The 24,903-nt window shown below is 62.6% G+C and carries 15 protein-coding genes and 2 tRNA genes; 7 read left to right on the forward strand and 10 right to left on the reverse strand.

Annotation, left to right across the window (positions count from 1 at the left end):
* Window positions 1–15: 15 nt before the first annotated feature.
* Window positions 16–1,233, reverse strand: coding sequence for a glycosyltransferase family 4 protein (locus BLT65_RS13055; RefSeq protein ID WP_091778267.1), 1,218 nt, complete (start codon window positions 1,231–1,233; stop codon window positions 16–18).
* Window positions 1,221–2,324 carry a glycosyltransferase family 4 protein gene (locus BLT65_RS13060; protein ID WP_091778269.1) on the reverse strand — a complete coding sequence of 368 codons (1,104 nt, stop codon included), beginning with the start codon at window positions 2,322–2,324 and terminating at the stop codon, window positions 1,221–1,223. Before BLT65_RS13060 ends, BLT65_RS13055 begins: the two co-directional genes overlap by 13 nt.
* Window positions 2,325–2,726: 402 nt before the next feature.
* Here BLT65_RS13060 and BLT65_RS13065 point away from each other — a divergent pair, with 402 nt between their 5' ends.
* Both BLT65_RS13065 and BLT65_RS13070 read left to right on the forward strand, forming a co-directional pair.
* Window positions 2,727–4,121, forward strand: coding sequence for a glycoside hydrolase 5 family protein (locus BLT65_RS13065; protein ID WP_091778271.1), 1,395 nt, complete (start codon window positions 2,727–2,729; stop codon window positions 4,119–4,121).
* 215 nt (window positions 4,122–4,336) lie between these two features.
* Window positions 4,337–5,440, forward strand: coding sequence for an acyltransferase family protein (locus tag BLT65_RS13070; RefSeq protein WP_091778273.1), 1,104 nt, complete (start codon window positions 4,337–4,339; stop codon window positions 5,438–5,440).
* A 695-nt stretch (window positions 5,441–6,135) separates the two neighbouring features.
* Here BLT65_RS13070 and BLT65_RS13075 read toward each other — a convergent pair.
* From BLT65_RS13075 to rnr, 7 genes are all read right to left on the reverse strand, one after another.
* Window positions 6,136–8,370, reverse strand: coding sequence for a GNVR domain-containing protein (locus BLT65_RS13075; RefSeq protein WP_091778275.1), 2,235 nt, complete (start codon window positions 8,368–8,370; stop codon window positions 6,136–6,138).
* Between the two features lie 57 nt (window positions 8,371–8,427).
* On the reverse strand, window positions 8,428–9,714 hold the full coding sequence (locus tag BLT65_RS13080; protein ID WP_091778277.1) for a polysaccharide biosynthesis/export family protein: 1,287 nt from the start codon (window positions 9,712–9,714) through the stop codon (window positions 8,428–8,430).
* A gap of 165 nt (window positions 9,715–9,879) precedes the next feature.
* On the reverse strand, window positions 9,880–10,953 hold the full coding sequence (locus BLT65_RS13085; RefSeq protein WP_091778279.1) for a sugar transferase: 1,074 nt from the start codon (window positions 10,951–10,953) through the stop codon (window positions 9,880–9,882).
* A gap of 1,071 nt (window positions 10,954–12,024) precedes the next feature.
* Complete coding sequence (rpiA, locus tag BLT65_RS13090; RefSeq protein ID WP_042310048.1) at window positions 12,025–12,720, reverse strand: ribose-5-phosphate isomerase RpiA; 696 nt, start codon at window positions 12,718–12,720, stop codon at window positions 12,025–12,027.
* Window positions 12,721–12,815: 95 nt separating this feature from the next.
* Window positions 12,816–13,685 carry an N-acetylmuramoyl-L-alanine amidase gene (locus BLT65_RS13095; RefSeq protein ID WP_091778281.1) on the reverse strand — a complete coding sequence of 290 codons (870 nt, stop codon included), beginning with the start codon at window positions 13,683–13,685 and terminating at the stop codon, window positions 12,816–12,818.
* A gap of 802 nt (window positions 13,686–14,487) precedes the next feature.
* Window positions 14,488–15,231 carry a 23S rRNA (guanosine(2251)-2'-O)-methyltransferase RlmB gene (rlmB, locus tag BLT65_RS13100; RefSeq protein ID WP_007587372.1) on the reverse strand — a complete coding sequence of 248 codons (744 nt, stop codon included), beginning with the start codon at window positions 15,229–15,231 and terminating at the stop codon, window positions 14,488–14,490.
* Between the two features lie 115 nt (window positions 15,232–15,346).
* Window positions 15,347–17,812: a ribonuclease R gene (rnr, locus tag BLT65_RS13105; protein WP_091778283.1), complete on the reverse strand. Its 2,466-nt coding sequence runs from the start codon at window positions 17,810–17,812 to the stop codon at window positions 15,347–15,349.
* Window positions 17,813–18,209: 397 nt separating this feature from the next.
* Between rnr and BLT65_RS13110 the strand changes: the two genes are divergently transcribed.
* Both BLT65_RS13110 and BLT65_RS13115 read left to right on the forward strand, forming a co-directional pair.
* Window positions 18,210–18,296: transfer RNA gene (locus tag BLT65_RS13110), tRNA-Leu, on the forward strand.
* Between the two features lie 224 nt (window positions 18,297–18,520).
* Window positions 18,521–18,607 (forward strand) — tRNA-Leu (locus tag BLT65_RS13115).
* A gap of 134 nt (window positions 18,608–18,741) precedes the next feature.
* Here BLT65_RS13115 and BLT65_RS13120 read toward each other — a convergent pair.
* On the reverse strand, window positions 18,742–19,263 hold the full coding sequence (locus tag BLT65_RS13120; protein ID WP_091778285.1) for a GNAT family N-acetyltransferase: 522 nt from the start codon (window positions 19,261–19,263) through the stop codon (window positions 18,742–18,744).
* Window positions 19,264–19,577: 314 nt separating this feature from the next.
* On the opposite strand from BLT65_RS13120, the gene BLT65_RS13125 reads away from it, so the two are divergent.
* The 3 genes from BLT65_RS13125 (at window position 19,578) to BLT65_RS13135 (ending at window position 24,711) form a co-directional block, all read left to right on the forward strand.
* Window positions 19,578–20,801 (forward strand): MFS transporter, encoded by a 1,224-nt coding sequence (locus tag BLT65_RS13125; RefSeq protein ID WP_091778287.1) that lies wholly within the window; start codon window positions 19,578–19,580, stop codon window positions 20,799–20,801.
* Between the two features lie 269 nt (window positions 20,802–21,070).
* Window positions 21,071–22,000, forward strand: coding sequence for a TetR/AcrR family transcriptional regulator (locus tag BLT65_RS13130; protein WP_091778289.1), 930 nt, complete (start codon window positions 21,071–21,073; stop codon window positions 21,998–22,000).
* Window positions 22,001–22,212: 212 nt separating this feature from the next.
* Entirely contained in the window at window positions 22,213–24,711 is a 2,499-nt protein-coding gene (locus BLT65_RS13135) for an acyl-CoA dehydrogenase (protein WP_091778291.1), read from the forward strand.
* Window positions 24,712–24,903: the final 192 nt, after the last annotated feature.

A 24,903-nucleotide genomic window follows, 5' to 3' on the forward strand; every position in this document is an offset into this window, starting at 1 on the left:
GCTGTGTTGCACGGCTCAGGCAGAGCGCCAGCGGCGAATCTCCGGCGCCGGATCGGCGGGTACTCTGCTGGCTTCGACGGCGCGCTCCACCACACCCAGGAACTCGCGCTTGAACCGTTCCTTCGTAAAGCGCAGTGCATTGCGGCGGCACACTTCCGCGTGGAACGGCGGCGACTGTTCGAAGCGCTCCACCGCATCGACGATGGAAGCCACGCTCTGTTCGTTGAAAAAGAGCCCCGTCGCCCGTTCGGGATCCTGTGATTCGATGACGATTTCCCGCACGCCGCCACGGCCCAACGCAATGACGGGCGTACCGCAGGCCTGCGCTTCGACTACCGAAATACCGAAGTCTTCTTCCGCGGCAAAGACGAATGCGCGCGCGCGCTGCATGTAGTCGACCAGTGCGGCATCCGGCTGATAGCCGAGCAGCGTCACGTTGGGCGTCGCGCATGCCTTGGCGCGCGCGAAATCCGTCCCATCGCCGATCACCACGAGGCGCCGCGAAGGCATCGCCGCAAAGGCCTCGACGATCAGCGGAATGCGTTTATACGGGACCATGCGCGAAGCGATCAGATAAAAGTCCTCGCGCTCCGTGCTGAGTTCGAAACGCTCGACATCGACGGGCGGATAGACCACCGTGGCGTCGCTGCCGTAGGCCTTGCGAATACGCCGGCCCACGAAGGCTGAATTGGCGATGAAAGCATCCACGCCATGCGCGGTGCGGTGATCCCAGATACGCATGTAATGAAGCAGCAGACGCACGATCCAGCTCTTCACGCCGCGCTGCATGCCCGCCTCGGCCAGATATTGATGCTGCAGATCCCACGCGTAGCGAATCGGCGAATGCACATAGCTCACGTGGACCTGATGCGGGCCCGTCAGCACGCCCTTGGCCACCGCATGGTTCGACGAAATCACGAGATCGTAGCCGGACAGATCGAACTGCTCGATCGCCAGCGGCATCAGCGGAAGATAGTGCCGAAACGATTTGCGCGCACGCGGCAGATGCTGAATGAAGGAGGTATGCGCGCGTTTTCCGCCCAGCACATCACGCTGCGCCTCAGGGAAAAAATCGACGACGCTGTACAGATCGGCGTGTGGGAACAGTTGAAGAATCTGCTCGACCACCTTCTCCGAACCCGCATACGCAGCGAGCCAGTCATGTACGAGCGCTACGCGGCCAAAGCGACGTAAGTCGTTAGCAGGGGTTGGGGCAAGCGTTACATTAGCCACGGCGAAATCTCCTCGATCAACCTGGCAGCCGTCGCGCGCCAGGTCAGTTCTTCCGTCCGTGCGCGGCCACGCTCGCGCAGGCTTGCACGCAATGTGGGGTCGGCGGTGATCCGTTCGAGCAGGCGCGCCAGTTCTGCGGGATCGTCAGGCGACGTGTAGAGCACGGCATCGCCGCACGCTTCCTGTACGGCGGGCAGTCTCGAAGCGATCACGGGACAGCCCAGTGCCAGCGCTTCGACGGGCGGCAGCCCGAAGCCCTCGTAGCGCGATGGATAGACAAAGCACGCTGCACGCCGGTAAAGCGCGGCCAGTTCACCATCGCTCACGTAGCCGAGGTGCTTCACGAAGGCGGGCAACGCGTCCTTGCCTGCCCCGTACACTCGCGGATCGCCGCCGCCGACCACCACGATGTCGAACTGCGCATCGTCGATAAGGCGCGCGGCCTCGGCCACGAGCTGAAAATTCTTGTGCCGGTTGAGGCTGCCGACGGCAAGCACGAACGGACGCCCATTCAGCGTGGGTGCCACGGTCCCTTCGTCCTCTTGCACGCGCAACATGTGCTCGCCGCTCTCCGACACGACGCCGATCTTGCCGACTGGAATCCGGTAAGCGTCACACAGTTCGCGCCGCGAGAATTCCGAAACGGTAATGACACGGCGCGATACATGGCCAAGGCGCGGCGCCATCAGGCGATACCAGGCGACAAACGACCGGCTGTAGCTGTCGGGCACGCGCGTGGGCGCTGCGTCGTGCAGGACCGTCACCTGACGGCGGTACATCAGCGGTCCCGAGTTGCACAGGTTGAGCAGCAAGCGGCCGCGCGCAGCCTGCGGGAGCGCAAGTTGCTCCCAACGCACACCGTCGCCTTTCCCACTGGCTCGCAGCCCGACGTGCCGAAAGGGATTCGGCATGGCGGTCAGTGCTTCGGGCACGATGATCTCGACCTGCAATCCGGCGACAAGCGGATCGCGCAGTTCGATCAGTTGATCGAGCGCGCGGATGGTCTCGAATGCGAAACGATCGACACCCGTCGCACGTCGGCCAAGGAAGCGGCCATTGATCAACAGGTTGGGGGTATGCACGTGTGTCATCGACAGGGTCCGAGGTGTCGCTCATGACCGGACGTCATCCGTGCGCGAAGTCACCGCGACACACGACCGGATTCGACAAGCCACGCCTTACTAGTTATATGGCTTGAAGTGTGTCCGATGTCCCCTGCGGCGAATGTTCGCCGTCGCTCATGGCACGCCAATTCGCGCGCGCAATGCCGGTGCTGAACGCCTGATAGTTGTCTACGGACGGCGCCGTTTGCATCGCAAGTGAAATCTGATGTTCCGCGAAACAGGTATCCGTTCGCCGTCGCACACACCACGAATGCCGCAACGCATCAGAATGACCGCTGCATTCGCCTCCGACCGAGGCAAACCCATCGACGATGCCGGCATGGGGCAAAGCGCCCGGAGCCGGCAGCCGTCGCACGCGAGGAATACGCCGTGAAGCATCCCGTAGCAAGCATCCCTGCCCTGCCTGCCTGCCAGTCGGCCTCTCACGGTTCACGCTACGCAAGCCGGGCGAAGCCTCACAGGTGGTTTGGCGCGCGCGCCGTCGAAAGTCTCGCTACGAGCCTCTGCGTGCTCGCGTGGGCATCGGCCGCATACGCGGCCGATCCCGTGCGGGCCATGCCTGTCGACGCCTTCATCGATACGCTCGGTGTCGTCACCCACGTCAACTATACGGACGGTGCCTACGCCAATGTGCGTAACGTCGCCGACGATATGAACTGGCTCGGCCTGCGCCACGTTCGCGACTACACGCCCGGCCCCAGCGCGCCATTCGAGAGCTATGTGTTTCTCGCGCAACGCGGCGTCAGGTTCAACTTCCTGGTGCGCTCGAACATCGCGGAGTCGGTCGATCTGGCCGCGCAGTTGAACACCGCCGTGCCCGGCAGCGTTGCGGCGATCGAAGGCTTCAACGAGATCGACAACTTTCCGGTCCCGTATCGCGGCCTCAACGGCACCCCTGCCGGCCTCGCCGCGCAGCGCGATATCTACGCACGCGTGCGGAGCACGCCGGCGCTTGCCGGTGTACCCGTCTACGACCTCACTGGCTACGACCTCAAGTCAGTCGAAACGCGCGCGGGTTCCGCCGATTACGCAAACCAGCATGCTTATCCGCAAAACGGCGATCAACCCAGCTATAACGCACCGCACGGCGGCAGCTGGATCCCTTCGGCCATCGATAGCATCAAGAAATACACTCTGCCGGTCGTCATCACCGAATTCGGCTACTTCTCGATGCCTCAGTCGGGCTGGTACATGATCGGTGTCGACGAGGCGACCCAGGCCAAAGGCATTCTCAACGGTTATATGGACTCGGCTGCGGCGGGCGTGAAGCGGATCTATATCTACGAACTGCTCGACGAAAAGTCCGATCCGCAGAACAAGAGCGGCGAAATGCACTTCGGGATGTTTCGCTTCGATAACAGCCCGAAGCCCGTGGCCCACGCAGTTCGCAATCTCACGACGATCCTCAAAGCCAGCACGACGCCCCGTGCAAAAGATGCGGCGCGCAGCACGCTTTCGTACACCCTGTCGGATATGCCTCCATCGGCAAACAGTCTGCTGCTGCAGAAAAAGGACGGTCGCTTCGTGCTTGCGCTATGGAACGAAACGAAGATCTGGGACCGGGCGAAGGGAACGCCCGTCACCATGCCGCCAGCCCGCGTCAACGTCGATTTCGGCGCGACAGCACGCCGTGTCGACGTGTACGATCCGCTCGTTTCGGCGGCGCCGATCGCAAGTCAGCGCGACGTGCGCCAACTCCCTATTGACGTACCCGACCACGTGATTCTGCTCGAAGTCACACTCGCGGACACACCGGGAACCTGAGCACGTCGAGCGGCACCTGCTCGCGGGTGCAAATGCGTTTTCTGTCTGAGATCTCTTGCTGGCAGTGCTCGGTACCTTTCAAAAAATTACCGGATTGCGTACGGTCACACACGAAACTGCCACTCACGTGCGCCCTTGCAATGTCAGAATAATCGCGGAATCGCAGAGCATCCGCTCCGGCTGGCATTGGCAAACGCGCAAATCGCGCCCCACACATGAACAAGCTACAGTCTCTTACCGTGTTGCGAGGCGTTGCCGCCACAAACGTCATCTTCTATCACATCATGGTGCCGACGGGGCACGCGCTCGGAGAATTCGGTGTCGACATATTTTTCGTGCTGAGCGGTTTCGTCATCGCGCTCGTGCTGGACAGCCCCCACATCACCGCACAGCGCTTCCTCTCTGACCGCATCGCCCGAATCGTGCCGCTCTACTGGGTGCTCACGCTTGTGGTGCTCGCCGGCACGCTCATCGCGCCTTCCCTGTTCAACTCGACCACAGCTTCCTTCGGAAACCTGCTGAAGTCGCTGCTTTTCATTCCCTATCGCAAGGAGAGTGGCTTTATCTTCCCGATGTTGTTTGTCGGCTGGACGCTGAACTACGAGATGATGTTCTACGTGGTCGCGGCCATTTCGCTGATGCTGATGCGCCGCTACCGGCTGCTGTTCGCGTCGGCGCTGATCCTCGTGATATTTGTCGCGGCGAATGCATCCCGTTCACATGGTGCGATTGCAGAATTCTATTCGTTACAGCGCATCTTCGAATTTCCGCTGGGCTTCGTGGTTTACCGGCTGTGGAACCGCGGGCTGCGGATCAAGCCAGCGCTTGCCGGGGGCATAGCAGTCGCGGCCTACACGTGGATGGCATACGTGAGCTGGAACGCCCTGTCGGACTCACACCTGCTGTATTTCGGCGTTCCGGCTTTCCTGCTGGTCGCTTGCAGCCTGAGTCTCGAATCGACGATGGGCTCAGGCCCGCTCACCAAAGGGGCGATATTCGTCGGCGACGCCAGTTACGCCATCTACCTTAGCCATCCGTACTGCGTCGAAGCCGCGCGCAAGCTACTGACGTCGGCGATCGATGGCGTTGACGCCACCGGGCCCGTCGCGGTGACGGGGATCATCATCGTGGCGACAGCCGTGGGCGGAGCACTCTACTGGTTCGTCGACAGGCCGCTGCACAGGAGCGCACGCCGGCTCTTGCAGAGCGTACCGGCCATACGGTTGCGCGGAGCCAGCCTGGCAGGCTTCAACCACACCCTCATGACCGCCGATGACCCGACGGCGCGCAATGTGCCTGTCAACCAGGACACACGCTGACCCGCGAAGCGCGCACAATCAGTGCAGGATCAGTGCGCAGTCGGAAGATGTTTGCCGCTCACCCATTTGGCGGGTTGAACACATCGCATCTCATCTTTTCAGAGCACGTTGGGAAGAAACCTAAGATAGCGCACGCCGTTATCCTCCTGCCCGGACATGCGTTTCGCGCGAAATCCCCAGCGGGCTCAGCTGAGACAGGATTGTGCGGCCTTCAAGGAACGAGAGCGCACCGTCGCCCGCGGCAAGCAATGCAATGTCGATTACCCCAGTTACAGGCATGACGTCGTGAGCGCGAGGCGTGCTGAACTCCACGCCGGCGAGCGATCTGCCCAGGTTCGAGAGGATCGGCGTATCCCGGTGTGCGGGCTGCGCCTCTGGTGAACGGCGGCGCCGGCACCTCCCGGACCGCCCGGGGATGCGACACGTCGTCGGAATCGGGAAGCAGCGTTTGCACCATCTCGACTGGCACTGGTCGATGACGCAAACAGATGGCTGGGGTGACTTTCCTTTAGCACCTACGATACCCAATCGCAGATGCTCAAGATGAACTTCCGCGAGCGGTACTTCGATCGGTCATCGATCGCCATCGCCCGTGTGGCCTCGCGCGCGAGCGCCGACCCGATTGCCCCCGGTGCAGCACCCAGCGAGCGTAGTGCGAGTTGCGAGTTGCCCATGACACCACCGGGCTTCTGCGTTCAGGTTCCGCCCGCTGCGTCGCCGCCCGTATTGCTGTAGCTCGCGTAGCCATAGGCGGCATATTCGCTGCCGTACTTGCCGGGCCGCGACGTCATGTCGTTGAAGACGACACCGCGGATCGGCACACCGATCTGTTCAAAACGGCGCACCGATTCGCGCAGCTCCGATACGCTCGTCACACCCTGGCGCGCAACCAGGAACACCATGCCCGCCAGATGGGCGACGATGCCTGGATCGGCAACTGGCAGAATAGGCGGCGCGTCCATCAGAACGACGTCGTATTCGCTGTCGGCCCATTCAACAAAGCGCGCGAAGTTGCGATGCCGAAGCAGCTCGGCCGCATTGGTCACATAGCCGCCGTTCGCGACGAAGTCGACACCCGGCATGATGCTCCGATGCACCACGGCATCGTAGTGTGCGCCCTGCATGATGTCCGTGATACCCGGGCTCGCACGCACGCCTACGTGGGCGTTCAGCGTGCCGCGCCGCAGGTCCGTGTCGATGAGCAGCACACGGTGGCCCGACGAACCCAGCAGCGCCGCCAGATTCACCGACACAAACGACTTGCCCACCATCGGCGTCGGGCCGGCGAGCAAGACGACGTGGTTGGGCGCATCGCGCAACGCGAACTCGAGCGCACCCCGGAAGCTGCGCAGACTCTCGACAGCCGAATCGAACGACGCCGTGCGCGCCAGCACGCTGCACGTACCTGGCAGGCCCTCCGGCAGACGCCGTGTGAGCATTTGCTGCACGCGGCTGCGCGGCACGGAGGCATAGACGTGCAGACCCGCGCCCGCCTCGATTTCGTCGACCATCGCGATACCGCTATTCATCCTGCGCTTGAACAGCACGAGCCCCGCGCCGACGAACAGACCCGTGAGCGAACCCGCCACCACGATCAGCGCGCGCTTGGGCCGGATCGGGCCCTCCGGCACGGCAGCGCTGTCGATCAGACGTGCATTCGAGACTTTGCCCGCCTTGGCCAGACGCAACTGCTCCTTGGTGTTCAACAGGTTCGTGTAGATGTTCGTGTCGACCTGGACTTCGCGTTGCAGCCGCAGCACGCTCTGCTCGAGGGGCGGCAGCCGCTTGGTCTGCACGGCCAGTTCGGCCATCGCCTTCTCGGCCTCCTCCAGCTGCCCGTTCATCGCAATCAGCGCGGGATTGTCGGGCATGTAGCGCGCGTCGAGCTGGGCGCGCTGCTGCCGCAACTCGGCAATGCGGTTTTGCGCCTGCGCCGAGCTCTGCAGCAAGGCCGAGGCTTCCGCGCCCAGATCGACCGCACCGTGCTCCGAACGGAACTGGTTGTATTCCTCTTCGGCCCTTTCGAGCGTCGCCTTCAACTCCGGCAATTGCTGGTTGAGGAACGCAATCGACTTCTCGGCTTCCTCCTGCGTGCGCTGCACTTTCTGGCGCATGTACTCGTTGCCGATCGCATTCAGGATCACGCTCGTCTTCACCGGGTCGCCGCCTTCCAGTGCCGCGCCGATCACCGACGACTCCTTGCCCTTCTCGGAGATCATCAGCCTGCTTTGCAGATCGAGGGTCGCCGCAAGCGCGGACGAGCGTGACAGCTCGAAGGTGACGCCGGGGTGTCCGTCGATTGCGCTCACCAGCAGGTCGATCGCGCCGCCCGGCACCTCGACATGCAGCGTCTCGCCGACCCGGCCGGGCAGGTCCATGCCATTGTGTACGAGCGTGTACGCGCCATTGCCTTTCAGCGTGACGATGAATTTCGCCCCGTGCAGCCGGTCGGGTACGTCGAAGTGCGCCACGGTGATCGCCTCGTCGCCCCACGCGTAGCCGCCACGGCCTGACCAGCTCGACACGTTCAGGTGCGTCGCGATCCACCGGCCCACCACCGGGAAATAGCGCGGCGACGCGTTGATATAAAGCTGCGTGGCTTCGACCGCACGCGAGACGACCATCCGCGAGCGCAGCACTTCGATCTCCGCCGAGGCCGCCGTCTTCACCGCGAACATCGACGACACATCGGCTAGTGCGTTTTTCGCGGCGCCATCGCTATCCTCCACGTGGATGAGCATGTCCGCCTGATAGACGGGGCGCGCGAGCATCGCGTAGACGAGGCCCACGAGTGTAAAGAGCGCCGCAATGATGACGATGGTCTTGCGGCCTTCATAAAGGGTATCGAGAAGCTTGCCGACGTACCCGCCCTCCGGCGGCAATACGCCGTCGTCGACCGACCCCTCTAGCAGATATTCACGCTGTTTCAATCTATCTCTCCGTCGGTGCCCGCGAGCGCGCCGGGCACGTGCATGGATATACAACTATCAGTAGCCGAGTGCCCGGGTCGCCGACGCCGCCTGAGTGGCCGGCAGGATCAGACCAATGACGCGGCTCCACTTGACGAGCGCGGAAGCGTCGACGAACACGACATCGTTCGGCTTGAGTTCGAACGAGTCGGCCGTTGCCATCGCGGATGCCGAGGTCGCGTCGAGGTGGTAGACCACGCGGTTGCTCACCTCGCGGCCACGCACGACGTATACCTGCGACGCGTCGCCGGAAGTCTGGCTGATGCCGCCCGCGTCGCCCAGCGCCTGGTTCAACGTCATGCGCCCGTTGTTGAACGGGAGCCCGCCGGGACGCTGGACTTCACCAATCACAAAGACCTTGCTGTCGTTCGCCGCGTAAACACGGACCAGGTCGCCATCGCGCAGGATGATCCGGTCCGGGTTCACGTTGTTGCGGATCATGTCCGGCATATCGACAAGCACCGTCTCGTCGCCGCGCGTCAAAGATACTTTCGATCGATCCGACTTGTCGGTAAAACCGCCTGCCCGGTTGATCGCTTCGGGAAGCGTCATCGCCACGTCGTTGAGCACCTGCACGCCCGGCGTTTTCACTTCGCCGTCGAGATAGACGCGCTTGCTACGGTAAGTCTCGACGCGCACCGTCATCTGCGGCTGCCTGACGTAGCGGGCCAGCCTGGCGGTGAGCATGTCCCGCACGCCCATTTCCGAGAGCCCCTGAACCTTGATGGGCCCGATATAGGCGTACTGGATGAAGCCATTCGTATCCACTGTATAGCCCGGCGCGACGGCAGGGGCGCCCGACGTGCTCGGTCCGCCTCCCGTCGTTGCCGCCGGCATGCTGAGTTCCGGGTGATCCCACACGACGATGCTGAGGACGTCACCCGGCCCGATCACATAGGGCTCCGCCTTTGCGAACAGATTACGCACATTGGCCGACACGCCTGTTGGCCGTTCCTCTTGCTGCTTCGCGACCAGGTCATCGGTGATTTCGACGAGCGAACCCGTGGGTGCGCGATCGCCGCCCGTCGCATCCTGCGAACCTGCGCGGCCTGCCGCGGTCTGCGCGGCACCCGCCGCCCCAACGGTGTTGCCCGAAGGCATACCCCTGAATGTCATCCCCGGCGACAGCGCGCATCCCGACAGCAGCACAGCCGCGGCTGCGGGCGCCGCCCATCCAGATGCGACCAAACGGATTGCGCGTGCAAGGTCGAGCCTCACACGCGAGCGAACCGTTCGCCACCACGAACACAGGCGCGCGGTGCGCGCCTGTGTCTTCCATTTCTCGCAAACTCGGTTGAGTTGCATGGTCAAACCCCCTGTTGCGTGTTGGCTGTCCCGCTGCGTACCGTGCGCAGCGAATACGGGCCGGGTGCTACTCATTCCACGATGCCTGGTGATGCCCTCTCGTACATGCCCATGCCCGTGTCGCCTCGTGCCACGAGCGACGTTCAGACCTCAATCTCCGCAAAGTCAGTAAGCGCCGTTCCCCTTGATCACAACAAGGATCGTCTTGAAGAGAATGCCGATGTCGCTGTGCAACGACCAGTTCTTCACGTAAGTGACGTCGAGCGACACCCGCGTGGCGTAATCGGTTTCGCAGCGCCCGCTCACCTGCCAGAGACCGGTGATGCCGGGCGTCGCCATCAGGTAGTACTTGCTGTTGGCGCCATAGCGCTCCAGTTCCTGGGCAACGATCGGACGCGGGCCGACCAGGCTCATCTCGCCGCGCACGACGTTCCATAGCTGCGGCAGTTCGTCGAGGCTCGTGCGGCGCAGGAAGTGGCCGATGCGCGTCACCCGCACATCATTCTTGAGCTTGAACTCGCGGTCCCACTCGGCGCGCGCCACGGGATCGCTCGCGAGCAACTCTTCGAGTACCTGCTGCGAATTGACCACCATCGAGCGGAACTTGAGGCAGCGAAACTTTTCGCCATTGCGGCCCACGCGTGTATGGCCGTAGATCGACGGACCGCCGTCCAACTTCACGACCAGCGCAATCAGCGCGAGCAAGGGCAGCAGCGCCAGGATCATCGTCAGGCCGACCGTGACGTCGAAGACCCGCTTGACGGCATGCCTGACCGAGCCCGTATGCGGTTCGGTTTCGACCAGATCGAGGTCCGTGTCCTCGCGCCTGAGCCATGCGGTGGCCTGGCGGGCGACGCTGAATTCCGCGAAGAAAAGCGTATGCGAGGCGAGCAGCGAAATGCCCGTGGTCAGTGTCCAGTAGATGAACCACGGCATGGAAATCAGGTTGTCGCGATGAATCGCGTAGAGCAAGGCAAGCCCGCAGAGCTGCACGGCGAGCCATGCAAATGCCGTCCGGCCGGCGACGCTCACGACGGGATGCCGCCCTCGCGGCGGATAGGTTCCACACGCTGGAAACACCGATAACGCTAGCGCCGCGACGAACGCGACGAGCGTTGGGTCGAGCTGATGTGCCGGACCCACTGCGGCCACGTTGAGGTTCAGGTTCAAGTGCAGTGCGCCAAAAGCGCCCAGCACGATTAGCGCGATATCGATCGCACGATGCACCAGCTCGGACATGTCCCTACCCCACTGCGTCGCGTGTTCAATGGTCGATGTTTAGCCGCCGCTGTTCGCATAGTCGTCGCTCGCATCGCGAAAGCCATCGTGTCCGGCAGCCACCCTGCTGTGCCCGTTTGCTGCTGCACGTTCCCGCTTTCGCTTTGCGGGCCGCCCACTTTGCGCGGTCCCCTGTGATGTCGCCGTCTGCCATCGATGCGGGCAGGTAATGCGCAAATCACATCGATAAGGTACGGGGATGGCAGCAGCGATTCCGTGCGCAATCCCACCAACGATTCGCGATCGTCGGATGCGCCTTCGGTGCAACCCGATTAGATGCGGCAACAACTTTGCGCGTTGCGTGCGCGAGCGCACGCAACGCGTGTTTGAAGGGTTGAAATCGCTGCGAGATGATTATCAAGAGCGAGAAATGTTCTGCGACTCTGCGATTCGAAGAGATCTGCGACGAGCGTTAGTCGTGTGTCTGGGCTTCGTCGTGTTGTCAGACGGTTCACGCAGCAACGTCTCTCTGTCGTGCTCGAACCGTAGCGCTTGTAGAGAGTCGTATGCATGCGAAACGTCACAGCGATCCGCGCGTGATGGCACGAGCACGTCTATTGATCTTCTGTCTGCGGAGCGTGTGCGCGTAGTGTGCGCGAGCGCACATATGCTTAGGTTCAAGCTCACTACGATCCATTCGGGCAGCGCTCGCGAACGCGCGCGCGCTCTTTGGTCGGCGCATCTGCCGTACTTTCGATTCGTAATCTTAACTACTTGCGGAAGAATCGACGCACGTCGAAGAAGGCGCGCGTATACCCGGATGCGAAATGAGGTGAGAGACGTTTTCGCGCCGTGTTGTCGTCGCTCGCCAACCCGCATACTCGGGATACCGCTGGCGATTCAGGACAACGCAAGTCTGACGGAATGGATGCAGTCCGACTGTCCGACGTGGACCGCTTTCATTGGAAGGAAGAACATCGGAGCAGCCTTGCGGGCCGTCCTGATATCGCGTCGCGTCGTCAGTACGATGGCACGACGCGAGGGCCGCCGGCGCGGTAGCGCTGCGCTCACGCGCACCGGCGGCTGAAGTCGTCAGCGTTTCGCGTAGTCGATCGTCTCGACGCCGTTCGCCGTGCCGAGCAGGCAGAGATCCGCGCCGCGCGTTGCGAACAGGCCCACCGTCACGACACCCGGCCACGCGTTGATGTGCGTTTCGACCGTACGCGGATCGCTGATGCGCAGGCCCTTGACGTCGAGGATCTCGTTGCCGTTGTCGGTGATGAACGGCGAGCCGTCCTTCGTCACGCGCACGACGGGCACGCCGCCCATCGCCGTCACGCGGCGGCCGATTGCCGTGCGCGCCATCGGTACGACTTCGATGGGGAGCGGAAACTGGCCGAGCACGTCGACGACCTTGCTCGCGTCCGCGATGCACACGAACTTCTCCGACACCGACGCGACGATTTTCTCGCGCGTCAGCGCGCCGCCGCCGCCCTTGATCATTGCGCCGCCGTGATCGATTTCATCGGCGCCGTCGACATAGACGGGCAGCGATTCGATGTCGTTCAGATCGAACACCTGGATGCCGTGCGATTGCAGGCGCGCCGTCGTTGCGACCGAGCTGGACACCGCGCCGCGATAGCGCGACTTGTGGGCGGCGAGCGCGTCGATGAAGCAGTTCGCCGTCGAGCCGGTGCCGACGCCGATGATGGCGCCTTCGGGCACGTTTGCGATCACGTAGTCGGCGGCGGCTTGGCCGACCAGTTGCTTGAGTTCGTCTTGAGTCATGATGAGAAATGCCAGGGCAAGCGGAAAAATGCAAGTTTACCGGAGTCGAGGCGCGGGGCCGGATTTATTGCGCATGTTGCGCGTGCGCTTGCCGTTCATGGCGCGGGCCGTGCCGGTTCTGGCGGGGCAGCCTGCGTGTACTTGTCGAGCAGCGCCTGAGCGATCGCATCGGTTTGCGCATCGGGATTACCCGAGTAATCGGCGGGACGGAAATGCATCTGGAACGCGGCGAACACGCGGCGCGTGCTGTCGTTGAGCACGCCGTCCGTCGCGACTTCATAGCCGTAGCGTGCGAGCTTTTGCTGGAGCGCGCGGACGTCGGTGGGCGCATGCGGATCGCGGCCTGCGAGTTCTTTTGCGATGGTTGCATCGTCGGGCCAGGCGCCGACGCCTGCATCGTAGAGTTGCTTCCACGGGAAGAGCGGGCCCGGGTCGATCTTGCGCTGCGGCGCGATGTCGCTATGGCCGACGATGCGCGTCGGCGGAATGTTGTATCGCGTGACGATGTCTTTTGCGAGGCGGATCATCGCGTTCACCTGCTCCGGCGGATAGGGTTGCCAGGTGCGGCCCTGCGGTGTGTCGATGGGGCCGAGGTTCACGTTTTCGATGCCGATCGAGGCAGCGTTCAGTTCTGTTGTGCCTTGCCAGGAACTGAGGCCTGCGTGCCAGGCGCGTTGTGATTCGGGCACCAGTTGCCAGATGATCGGTTCGCCGTTTTTTTCTTTTGGATGATCGGGGATGACGTAGTGGGCGCTGACCTGTTCATGCGTTAGAACGTCTAGCGACTGTTTTTCGTCGATCTCGGTGTAGTGCATCACGAGGAAGCGGATGCGGGTGTCCTGGTATTGCGCTGTGTGAGATGTGTCTGTGTAGTAGGTGGTGTGGTGGATGATGGTCGGGGTGCAGGCTGTTAGTAGTGTTGCTGCTAGCGCTAGCGGTGCCAGGAGGATTGAGGTGGGTTTCATCGCTGTTGGGGCTCGTTCGGTTCCTGGCTCTTTGCGGGTTTTGCCTTCGCGGCGCGGGTTGCACCGTTTGGTCTTTTTGCCTTTGCGCTGGCATCCGCGTTGCGTCTCTGGTTCGCATGCGTTGCCCCTGTGCGGGGCGGCACCTACTTTTCTTTGCCGCCGCAAAGAAAAGTAGGCAAAAGAAAGCGGCTAACACCGCCAACTTTTCTTCCTACCTGAGGGACCCCAACCGGTCCCTTACTTCACGCGGCATCTTCTCGATTCAAGTTCGTTGCCAGCGCTCTTGAAGTGCGCCTCACCCGCTTCACGCCCCCGCGTTTCAGCATGCCTTGCCAGATATTCCAGGGCCGCCCAGGTGGCAAACTGTGTGTAGGCCGTAGTGCCTCGCGCGCCTCACTTCGGACCGATAGCGCGTGCCTCCATGTAAGAGCGCCAAGCTATACGACGCGACAACCTACACACAGTTTGCCACCTGGGCGGCACATACCATTCGCTGCCGCTAGCACGTGTACGGGTATTTGAAGCGGGTGAGGCGCTCATTCGGAGCGTTGGCAACATACGCTGAACGGAGACGCCGCCGTGTGAAGCGTAAGACCCGTTGGGGGCCCTCAGGCAAACACAAGAACTGGCGGTGTTAGCCGCTTTCTTTTGCCTACTTTTCTTTGCGGCGGCAAAGAAAAGTAGGTGCCGCCCCGCACAGGGGCGACGCTTGAAGCACGCTAACAAAGCGCGGATGCCAGCGCAACGCAAAGCAAAGCAAAGCAAAGCAAAGCGGACCACCCACCGTCGCAGACAAAAAAACCTACTTCTTAACACCCCTCTGCCGCACGGCTTCAAAAAGACAAACGCCTGAGGCAACAGAAACGTTGAGGCTTTCAACAGACCCAGCCATAGGAATATTCATCACCTCATCACACGTATCGCGGGTAAGCCTCCGCATCCCTTCCCCTTCGGCACCCACAACAATCGCAACAGGCCCATCGAGCTTCGTCTCATACAGCGACGCCGTCGCCTCCCCGGCCGTGCCAACGACCCAAACCCCTGCATCCTTCAACTCCCGCAACGCGCGAGCGAGATTAGTCACAGTGATATACGGCACAGTATCAGCCGCACCGCTGGCCACCTTCGCCGCCGTGGCATTCAAACCCACCGCCCGGTCACGCGGCGCAATCACAGCATGCGCGCCCGCCGCATCGGCAACCCGCAAACACGCGCCGAGATTGTGCGGATCCGTAATCCCATCAAGCACCAGCAACAATGCCGGCCCCTGAACACCATCGAGCAGTTCGGCAAGGTTCTGCGCCAAAGGCAGATCGCCCGCACGCGCCACTACGCCCTGGTGCCGCTCCGTATGCGCAAGCCCCCACAGCCGCGTCTCGTCGGCGGCAATCAGGCGGACTCCCGCCTCTTTCGCCACGGCCAGAAACTCGTTCATCCGGCGATCGCGGCGGCTCTGGTCGTAATAGATTTCTTCGACCGTCGATGAATCGTGACGCAAGCGTGCCGTCACCGCATGAAAACCGTAGAGAACCTTGAGACGTGACATGACTAGAACAACCTTTGAATGAGCGCGCCTGACTGAACCAATCGAACCAGTCAGCGCGCGCCCGATGAGAATGAGCGCCGTACACGCATGAAGCGCGCGCGGCGTTAATACAGAATCAACGCTTCTTGTGGACCGGCTTCGCAGTCGACTTCGACGCCGCGCGCTTCTTCGACGCCGCCGCCTTGCGCGCCGTGCGCGCTTCCTTCACGGCAGCCGTCTGCGCGGGCGCAGCCTTCTTGCGCCGCGCGCCGTCGACCTGCGTCGCGCGGTCGATGGAACGCACGCGCGGGCCGCCGACATCGCTCGCCTTGTCCAAAGAAGCCGCGCGATGCGACTGCGACTTCACGGGCGTGTCGCGCACCAGACGGAAATCGATCTTGCGCGCGTCGAGATCGACGCGGCTCACCTGCACCCGCACGCGATCCGACAAACGATAACGGATGCCCGTGCGCTCGCCGCGCAGCTCGTTCTTGATCTCGTCGTACTGGAAGTAGTCCGAGCCGAGCTCCGTTACGTGTACGAGCCCTTCGATAAACAGCGCGTCGAGTTGCACGAAGATGCCGAACGACGTCACGCCGCTCACCATGCCGCCATACTCTTCGCCGAGCTTGTCGCGCATGAAGTAGCACTTGAGCCACGCCTCGACGTCGCGCGATGCTTCGTCCGCGCGACGCTCGTTCGCCGAGCAATGCAGGCCGAGTTCTTCCCAGATCGCCGTGTTCGGACGGCCGCGCTCGGGGCGATTGCCGCGCTTCTCGTCTTCCGCCTGCAACGCGCGGGCACGCGGCGACAGCGCCGTATTCAGCTCGACGCCGTGCGGTGCCTGCGGCTCGTACTTGCGGCCCTGCAGGATCGCGTAGATCGCGCGGTGCGTCAGCAGGTCGGGATAGCGGCGAATCGGGCTCGTGAAGTGCGCATACGCTTCATACGCAAGACCGAAGTGGCCGATATTGTCCGGGCTGTAGACGGCCTGCTGCATCGAGCGAAGCAACATGGTCTGCAGCATCTGCGCGTCGGGACGATCGCGGATGTGCGCCATCAGCGCGGCGTAGTCGCTTGCATGCGGCGTGTCGCCGCCGCCGAGCGTCAGGCCCATGCCGCGCAGGAACGTGCGCAGGTTTTCGAGGCGCTCCGCCGTCGGTCCCGCGTGTACGCGGTATAGACCCGGATGCTTGTTGCGCTTCATGAAGTCGGCCGCGCACACGTTCGCGGCCAGCATGCATTCCTCGATCAGCTTGTGCGCTTCGTTGCGATGACGCGGCACGATCTGCTCGATCTTGCCTTGCGCGTTGCAGACGATGTACGTCTCCGTCGTATCGAAGTCGATCGCACCGCGCTTCTGGCGCGCGGCGAAGAGCGACTTGTAGACGCCATACAGATTCTGCAGTTGCGGCAGCAAAGCGGCACGGCGCGTTGCTTCCGGACCCTTCGTGTTGGTCAGCACGGCCGCGACTTCCGTGTACGTGAGACGCGCGGCCGAATGCATGACGCCCGGATAGAACTGATACGCCTTGATCTCGCCGCGCGCGGTGATGACCATGTCGCACACGAGCACGCAGCGGTCCACGTTCGGATTGAGCGAACAGAGACCGTTCGACAGCTTCTCCGGCAGCATGGGAATCACGCGGCGCGGGAAATACACCGACGTGCTGCGCTCGATCGCATCGACATCGAGGCCGCCGTCGGGCAGCACGTAATGCGACACGTCGGCGATCGCGACGATCAGCCGGAAACCGTCGCCGCGCCCGACCTTCACCGGCTCGCAGTAAACGGCGTCGTCGAAGTCGCGCGCATCTTCGCCGTCGATCGTGACGAGCGGCACGTCGCGCAGGTCGACGCGGTGCTTCATGTCGACCGGCCGCACTTCGTCGGGCAGCTTCGCGGCAGCGTCGAGGGCGGCCTGGCTGAACTCGTGCGGCACGCCGTACTTGCGCACCGCGATTTCGATTTCCATGCCGGGATCGTCGATATCGCCGAGCACCTCGACCACGCGCCCCAGCGGCTGCGAATGGCGGCTCGGAAAGTCCGTCAGCTCGACGACCACCACTTGCCCGACCTTCGCCTTCTTCGTGTTCTGCGTGATCAGGATGTCGTGGCCGATGCGCTTCTCTTCGGGCGCGACGATCAGCGCGCCGTTCTCGTTCAACAGCCGGCCGATCACGCGCTTGTTCGCGCGGTCCGTCACCTCGACGATATGGCCTTCGGGGCGCCCGCGCCGGTCATAGCCGACGATGCGCGCCAGCACGCGATCGTTGTGCATGACTTTCTGCATTTCGCCCGTCGGCAGGAACAGGTCGTCCTGGCCGTCGTCGCGAATCAGAAAGCCATACCCGTCGCGATGGCCCTGCACGCGGCCCGCGACGAAGTTCGACGGATGAGTCAGCTGATAATGGCCGCGCTGATCGAGTCTGATCTGGCCATCACGCTCCATTGCGGCAAGGCGCTTGAAAAACCCTTCGCGCTCCTGGCGCTTGATCGACAGCGCTTCGGCGATGTCGTTCGCTGCAAGCGGCGTTTCACTCGTGCGCAGCACGCCGAGGATTTCTTCGCGGCTTGGAATCGGATACGGATATTTGCTCAAGGGCTTGTCGATGATTGTTCTCGTTGCGTGGACGTCGGCGGATGGTGACGCTGCTCTAACTGAACTTGAACTGCAACTGCTGCTCTTGTGACTTCGTTGACTGCGACTGCTCTCTGACCGTCGACAACCGTGCGGCCGCAAATGCGGCCCTAAGCGAGGCCTCGACTGAGACCCCGCCGACCCGTCACGCGGACCACAGACGGATGCCCCGCGCCAGCCTGCTACTGCGGCGATTCTAACACCCGTCTCGCCCGCTACGCGCCGCCCGGCGGGCGATTGCGCGACGCACACGGTGCTCGTGAGCGTGCGTCGCGGCCGTCGTGCGAATGTTTTCGCGAAATGCTTGACACGCTTCTTCGACCCGCTATAATCTCGGTCTCTGCTTCAAACGCACCTTGCCCAGGTGGCGAAATTGGTAGACGCACTAGGTTCAGGTCCTAGCGGTGGCAACACCGTGGAGGTTCGAGTCCTCTCTTGGGCACCAAGATTCAAATGAAAAGCCGCCTTCGGGCGGTTTTTCATTGTTGTGAGTGCATTGCGCTTCGCGGCGGCTTTACGGTCGCGAGGAAGCAACGCAGGAAGTTGCAGTAACGGTTGATCGTCGAGTCATTTGATGCGCGAACAACCTGACGAAAAGATGAAGCGCTTTCAAAATACCGATTGACACGCAGAATCTTCTCGTTAAAATAGCGGTCTAGCTTGAGACGTGCCCAGGTGGCGGAATTGGTAGACGCACTAGGTTCAGGTCCTAGCGGTGGCAACACCGTGGAGGTTCGAGTCCTCTCCTGGGCACCACTCTCTTAAGCTAAACAAATCACCCCGCAAAGCGATAAGCCTGCGGGGTTTTTTGTTTCTGGTCAGTCTCATGCGGGCTCGATCCGCAACAGAACGACCCGCGTGTTCATACTGCATACTGCACGGACATCGCATCAGCTTGCACAACAACTGCTCAAGTCAGCGCGCGCCAGCCTGAACCGGACATATCCGTCCACATTTCCCTCGCGCTCCATCCCCAGCTTCTGCGCGACGCGCTGCGAAGCGACATTGCCCTCGGCGATACCCGCAACCACCGACTCCAGCCCAACCGTGCCAAACGCATGCGCGACAACGATACGCGCCGCCTCGCTGGCAATCCCCCTGCCCCACGCTTCGCGCACGAGCCGCCAGCCGATCTCGACCTCCGGCCCATGCGCGTCTTCTGGAATCAGCAGCACCCAGCCGACAAATCGCGCGGGCGCGTCGCGTTCGAGAATCGACCAGTAGCCGAGTCCATCCGGATACGCGCGGGTGATGCGATCCAAAACAAACCGTCGATGCGCATCCGGCTCATGCCACGGACCTTCGACATGCCGCGTGACGTCAGGATCACGATCCATCGCGATGCAATCGTCGAGATCGGCTAGCGTGCGCGGCTTTAAAGCCAGCCTCTGCGAAGCGAAAGAAGGCAGCAATTGTTATTCCCGTAAATTACGAATCACAAACCATATTCAATCGGAATCAATACATTAATTACATTCGCCAAACATTATTGCGCATTCCGAAAACGATTATCTAGGGATTAGCACTGACAAAGCAGGCTTGTTTCATGCAACCGCTTAATGGTCGGCGTACACTCGTCGAAGCCTTCAGCTACGGGGCACGCCGTGCCATCCCAGGCCTTTCACCGCTTATTGAATGGCACGAACCATTGGAGACCGCAACCAGGTTGCATGAAATCAGAGTAAGCGCTAAAGCGCCAACTCCGATCGACAGGAGAACAATTGAAATGAGCTGGACTCGGGAACAGAGAAACGTCACGATCGCGGCATATTTAGGCTGGACTCTGGACGCATTCGATTTCTTTCTGATGGTTTTCGTTCTGAAAGATATCGCAAGCGAATTCGGCACCGATATCAAATCGGTTTCGTTCGCCATCATGTTGACCCTGATGATGCGGCCCGTCGGCGCGCTCATCTTCGGCTACCTCGCCGACAAGTTCGGTCGCCGCCCCACGCTGATGGTCAACATCGCGTGCTTTTCGCTGCTGGAGTTGTTGTCCGGCCTCTCGCCGAATCTCACTACACTGCTCGTGCTGCGCGCCCTGTTCGGCATCGCGATGGGCGGCGAATGGGGCGTCGGCGGCGCGCTGACGATGGAAACCGTGCCGCCCAAAGCACGCGGCTTCGTTTCCGGCCTGCTGCAGGCGGGCTATCCGAGCGGCTATCTGCTCGCGGGGCTCGTGTTCGGGCAGCTGTACCAGTACATCGGCTGGCGCGGCATGTTCTTCGTCGGCGTGCTGCCCGCGTTGCTCGTGCTGTACATCCGCGCGCACGTGCCCGAGTCGCCCGCGTTCAAGACGCTCGAAAAGAAGACCCGCCCCGGCCTCGTGGCCACGCTCAAGCAGAACTGGAAACTGTCCGTCTACGCAATCATCCTGATGACGGCGTTCAACTTCTTCTCGCACGGCTCACAGGATCTGTATCCGACCTTCCTGCGCGTGCAGCACAACCACGACGCCCATACCGTCCAATGGATCACGATCGTGCTGAATATCGGCGCGATCTGCGGCGGCCTGTTTTTCGGTGCGCTGTCCGAGAAGATCGGCCGCAAACGCGCGATCTGCTTCGCCGCGCTGATCGCGCTGCCCGTGCTGCCGCTGTGGGCGTTCTCGTCGACGCCCGTGCTGCTCGCGGCGGGCGCATTCCTGATGCAGATTTCGGTGCAAGGCGCGTGGGGCGTGATTCCCGTGCATCTGAACGAAATCTCGCCGGATGAAATTCGCGCGACCTTTCCTGGCCTCGTGTACCAGCTGGGCAACCTGATCGCGTCGGTGAACGGGCCGCTCCAGGCGGGCATCGCCGAAGCGCACGGCAACGACTACGCGACCGTGATGGCGACGGTGATCGGCATCGTCGCCGTCGTAATCGCCGTCTTTATCCTGTTCAGCCGCGAACGGCGCGGCATAGATATGACCCAATCTGCCGAACAGGTCGCGGCGACGGTGCATTGAGCACACGCACCGCACACCCAACATAAGGGCGCCGCGGCGCCCGGGCCAATGCAGCAGATACGAGGCCGCTCCGATTCGTTTCGGAGCGGCCTTTTTTGTCCACGTCGTCTTCGAGGGCACGCGCGGTCGGGCACTTTTAGAGGGATTTATCGACACTCACCTCTTGCCCGATCACCGACTGCATTCTTATCCTGAAAAAGAACGCACGTTTCAAATTTCGATTTGAATCGATTGTTTAGGCCGGTGAGAGCCGACAAAGGGAGACATAAATGACGACACGGACAACGAGCCGCCAGGCCGGCGACACGAAATCGCGCATCCTCGATGCCGCCGAGACGCTCTTCATCGAATGCGGTTATGAAGCGATGTCGCTGCGGCAGATCACGTCGAAGGCGGAGGTCAATCTGGCCGCCGTCAACTACCACTTCGGCAGCAAGGAAGCGCTGATGCACGCGATGCTGTCGCGCCGCCTCGATCTGCTGAATCAGGAGCGCCTCAAGCTGCTCGACCGTTTCGACACGATGCTCGGCGCGCGTCTGACCTGCGAGCACGTGCTGGGCGCGATGTTCATTCCGGCGCTGCGCGTCTCGCGCGACACGCGGATCGGCGGCAAGGCGTTCCTGCGGCTGCTGGGCCGCGCCTACACCGATCCGTCGCCGTTCATCCGAGATTTCCTGAATGCTCACTACGCGTCCGTCGCCGTGCGCTTTTTCGAGGCGTTCCAGCGCGCGCTGCCGCATCTGCCGCGCGAGGAACTCGGCTGGCGGCTGCACTTCGCGATCGGCGCGCTCTCCGGCGTGCTGGCAGGCGCCGATACCGACAGCCTGCTCAACGAGTTCTCGCAAGGCAAGTCGATGAACGACCTGCAGCTGATCGCGCGGCTCGCGTCGCTGATCGTGTCCGCGCTGAAAGCGCCGCTGCCCGACGCGAGCCAGCTCGCCGTGTTCGCCTCCGTGCTCGGCGATGCGGGCAGCGCCGACATCGCGTGCGATGCGGTTCGGCAGGCGGCACAGGACGGATCGCAGACGGCCTCGGAGCCGCAGACCCAATCGACGCCGCAAGCACCGCAGCAGCAACCATCGACAGACGCGGTCCATCGCACCGGCCTAGGGTCATTCGCGCAACCAGCGCAACCGGCGCAAGCGGACCGGCAGTCCGAAACGCGCAATTGCGGCACATACTACGCGACGCATAGCTGACGCCCGCTGCGGCAAACGCGCAGGCACTATCACAGGTGCCTGCGCTTCAAATCAAACGACACCACGCCTGTCCTGAACCGCATTAGACGCGCCGCTCGGGGCGGCGGGCACACTGGCTGCAATGGATAAGAGCGGGCGCTCGCCCCGCACCAGACAACTCGAATACATCGCAAGCTGCGCTCGCCCTTAAAAATCGAAAAGGAGGGATCGCCATGACGTGGTTCATCGTTGCGCTGATCGTCGCCGCTGCGGCGCTCGTCTATGTGCAGGCGCGGGCCTCGTGGTGGCTCGCGTTCCTCGTCGTGTGGGTCGCCGCCGCCTTCGTGACGGGCGCAGCCGGTGTGACGGCGACGATCCTGCTCTCGATCGTGTTCGTCCTTCCCACGCTGGTGCTGACGCTCAAACCGCTGCGCCGCACGTGGCTCAGCGCGCGGGTGCTCGACCTGTTCCGCAAGATCCTGCCCGACATGTCGCCGACCGAGCGCGACGCTATCGAAGCGGGCACCGTCTGGTGGGACGCCTCGCTCTTCTCCGGACGCCCGAATTGGGACACGCTGCTCGGCTACGGCCCTGCCAGGCTGTCGGTCGAGGAACAGGCTTTCCTCGACAACGAGTGCGAGCAACTCTGCGACCTCGCGAACGACTGGGAAACCACGGCCATCTGGCAGGACCTGTCGCCGCAAGCGTGGCAGTTCGTGAAGGACAAAGGCTTTCTCGGGATGATCATCCCGAAGCAGTACGGCGGCAAAGGTTTCGGCGCCTACGCGCATTCGCAGGTCATCATGAAGCTTTCGACGCGCTGCTCGGCGGCCGCCGTCTCCGTGATGGTGCCCAACTCGCTAGGCCCAGCCGAACTGCTGCTGCACTACGGCACCGACGCGCAGAAGAACCACTATCTGCCGCGTCTCGCGCGCGGAGACGAGATCCCCTGCTTCGCGCTGACGAGCCCGTACGCAGGCTCCGACGCGGCCGCGATTCCCGATGTCGGCATCGTCTGCAAGAGCACGTTCGAGGGGCGCGAGACGCTCGGCTTTCGCGTCACGTGGAACAAGCGTTACATCACGCTCGGGCCGATCGCGACGGTGCTCGGCCTCGCGTTTCGCGCGCTCGATCCCGACCATCTGCTCGGCAGCGATGACGAACCGGGCATCACCTGCGCGCTGATTCCGACCCGCCATCCGGGCGTACACATCGGCCGCCGTCACTGGCCGCTCAATGCCGTGTTCCAGAATGGCCCGAACTGGGGCAACGACGTGTTCATCCCGCTCGACTGGGTGATCGGCGGACGCGCGCAGGTCGGCAATGGCTGGCGCATGCTGATGGAATGCCTCGCGGCTGGCCGCGCGATTTCGCTGCCGTCGTCGAACGTTGGGATGTCGAAGCTCGCGGTGCGCGGCGTCGGCGCGTATGCGGCCGTGCGGCGGCAGTTCCGCACGGCGATCGGCAAGTTCGAGGGCGTGCAGGAAGCGCTCGGCCGCATGGGCGGCAACCTCTACGTGATGGACGCCGCGCGCCGCCTGTCCGCTCAGGCCGTCGATCTCGGCGAAAAGCCGTCGGTGATTTCGGCGATCTCGAAGTACCACATCACCGAACGCAACCGCGAGGTAATCGACGACGGCATGGATGTCGTCGCGGGCAAAGGCATCTGCATGGGGCCGTCGAACTTTCTCGCGCGCGCGTACCAGCAGGTGCCCATTTCCATCACCGTCGAAGGCGCGAATATCCTCACGCGCTGCCTGATCATCTTCGGTCAGGGCGCGATCCGCTGCCATCCGTATGTGCTCAAGGAAATGGCCGCGACGCGCGAGCCCGATCGCGCAAAAGCGCTGCGCGATTTCGACGACGCGTTCTTCGGGCATATGAGTTTCACGCTGTCGAATGCGGTGCGCAGTTTCGTGCATGGCGTGACGGGCGGCGCGCTGATCGCGAAGCCGCAGCGCGCGCACGCGCCGCTCGCGCGCTACTACCGCGCGGCGACGCGGCTTTCTACCATCTTTGCACTGCTCGCCGACGTGTCGATGCTCGTGCTCGGCGGCGAACTGAAGCGGCGCGAGCGTATCTCGGCGCGCCTGGGCGACGTGCTGTCGCAGCTTTATCTGATCTCCGCGACGCTCAAGCGCTTCGAAGACGAAGGCCGTCAAGGCAGCGATCTGGCGCTCGTGCAATGGGGCGTCGAAGATGCACTGTATCGCGCGCAAATTGCGCTGGACGGCGTGCTGCAAAACTATCCGAACCGCTTCGCCGCAGGGCTCGTGCGGGTGCTCGCGTTTCCGTTCGGCCTGCCGCATCGCGCGCCGTCCGATGCGCTCGGCAGCGCGATCGCCGAGCTGATGCAGACGCCGGGCGACACGCGCGACCGGCTGCTCGCCGATTCGTACGTGCCGCACGCCAGTGTCGACGCGATCGGCTACGGCGAGCTGGCCTTTGCGCTGACGCCGCAGGTCGCACATCTCGAGCAGCGCTTGCGCGAAGCGATCAAACGTGGCCGCATCGAGCCGATTCCGCAAAGCCTCGCCGACCTCGCCGAATGGACGGAAGCGGCGCAGCAGCGCGGGCTGATCGACGAGGACGAGCGCAAGGTGCTCGACGACTACGCGCGTTATGGCGCAGAAGTCGTAAAGGTCGACGATTTTCCCGCGGACTTCGGCCTGCTCGCCGATCTGCAACGGCGCAAGGAAGCGCTCGACAAGGCGATGGAACTGGCCGCGTGACCCATCAGCTCGATTCGCCGCGCATCGTTTTGATGGTTACTGCAGGGCGGCGACCCGCAAACACCCTGCTTTCATCGCCAATCCATTAGCATTCCAAAAACAACTCGAATAAGGGACATACAGATGCTAAGGATTCCAACACTTGTCGGCCTTGTCTTTATCGCCTCGGCAGCGTCCGCTGCCAATTTCGAC

The sequence above is a fragment of the Paraburkholderia steynii genome, from assembly GCF_900100565.1.
GTDB lineage: Bacteria > Pseudomonadota > Gammaproteobacteria > Burkholderiales > Burkholderiaceae > Paraburkholderia > Paraburkholderia terrae.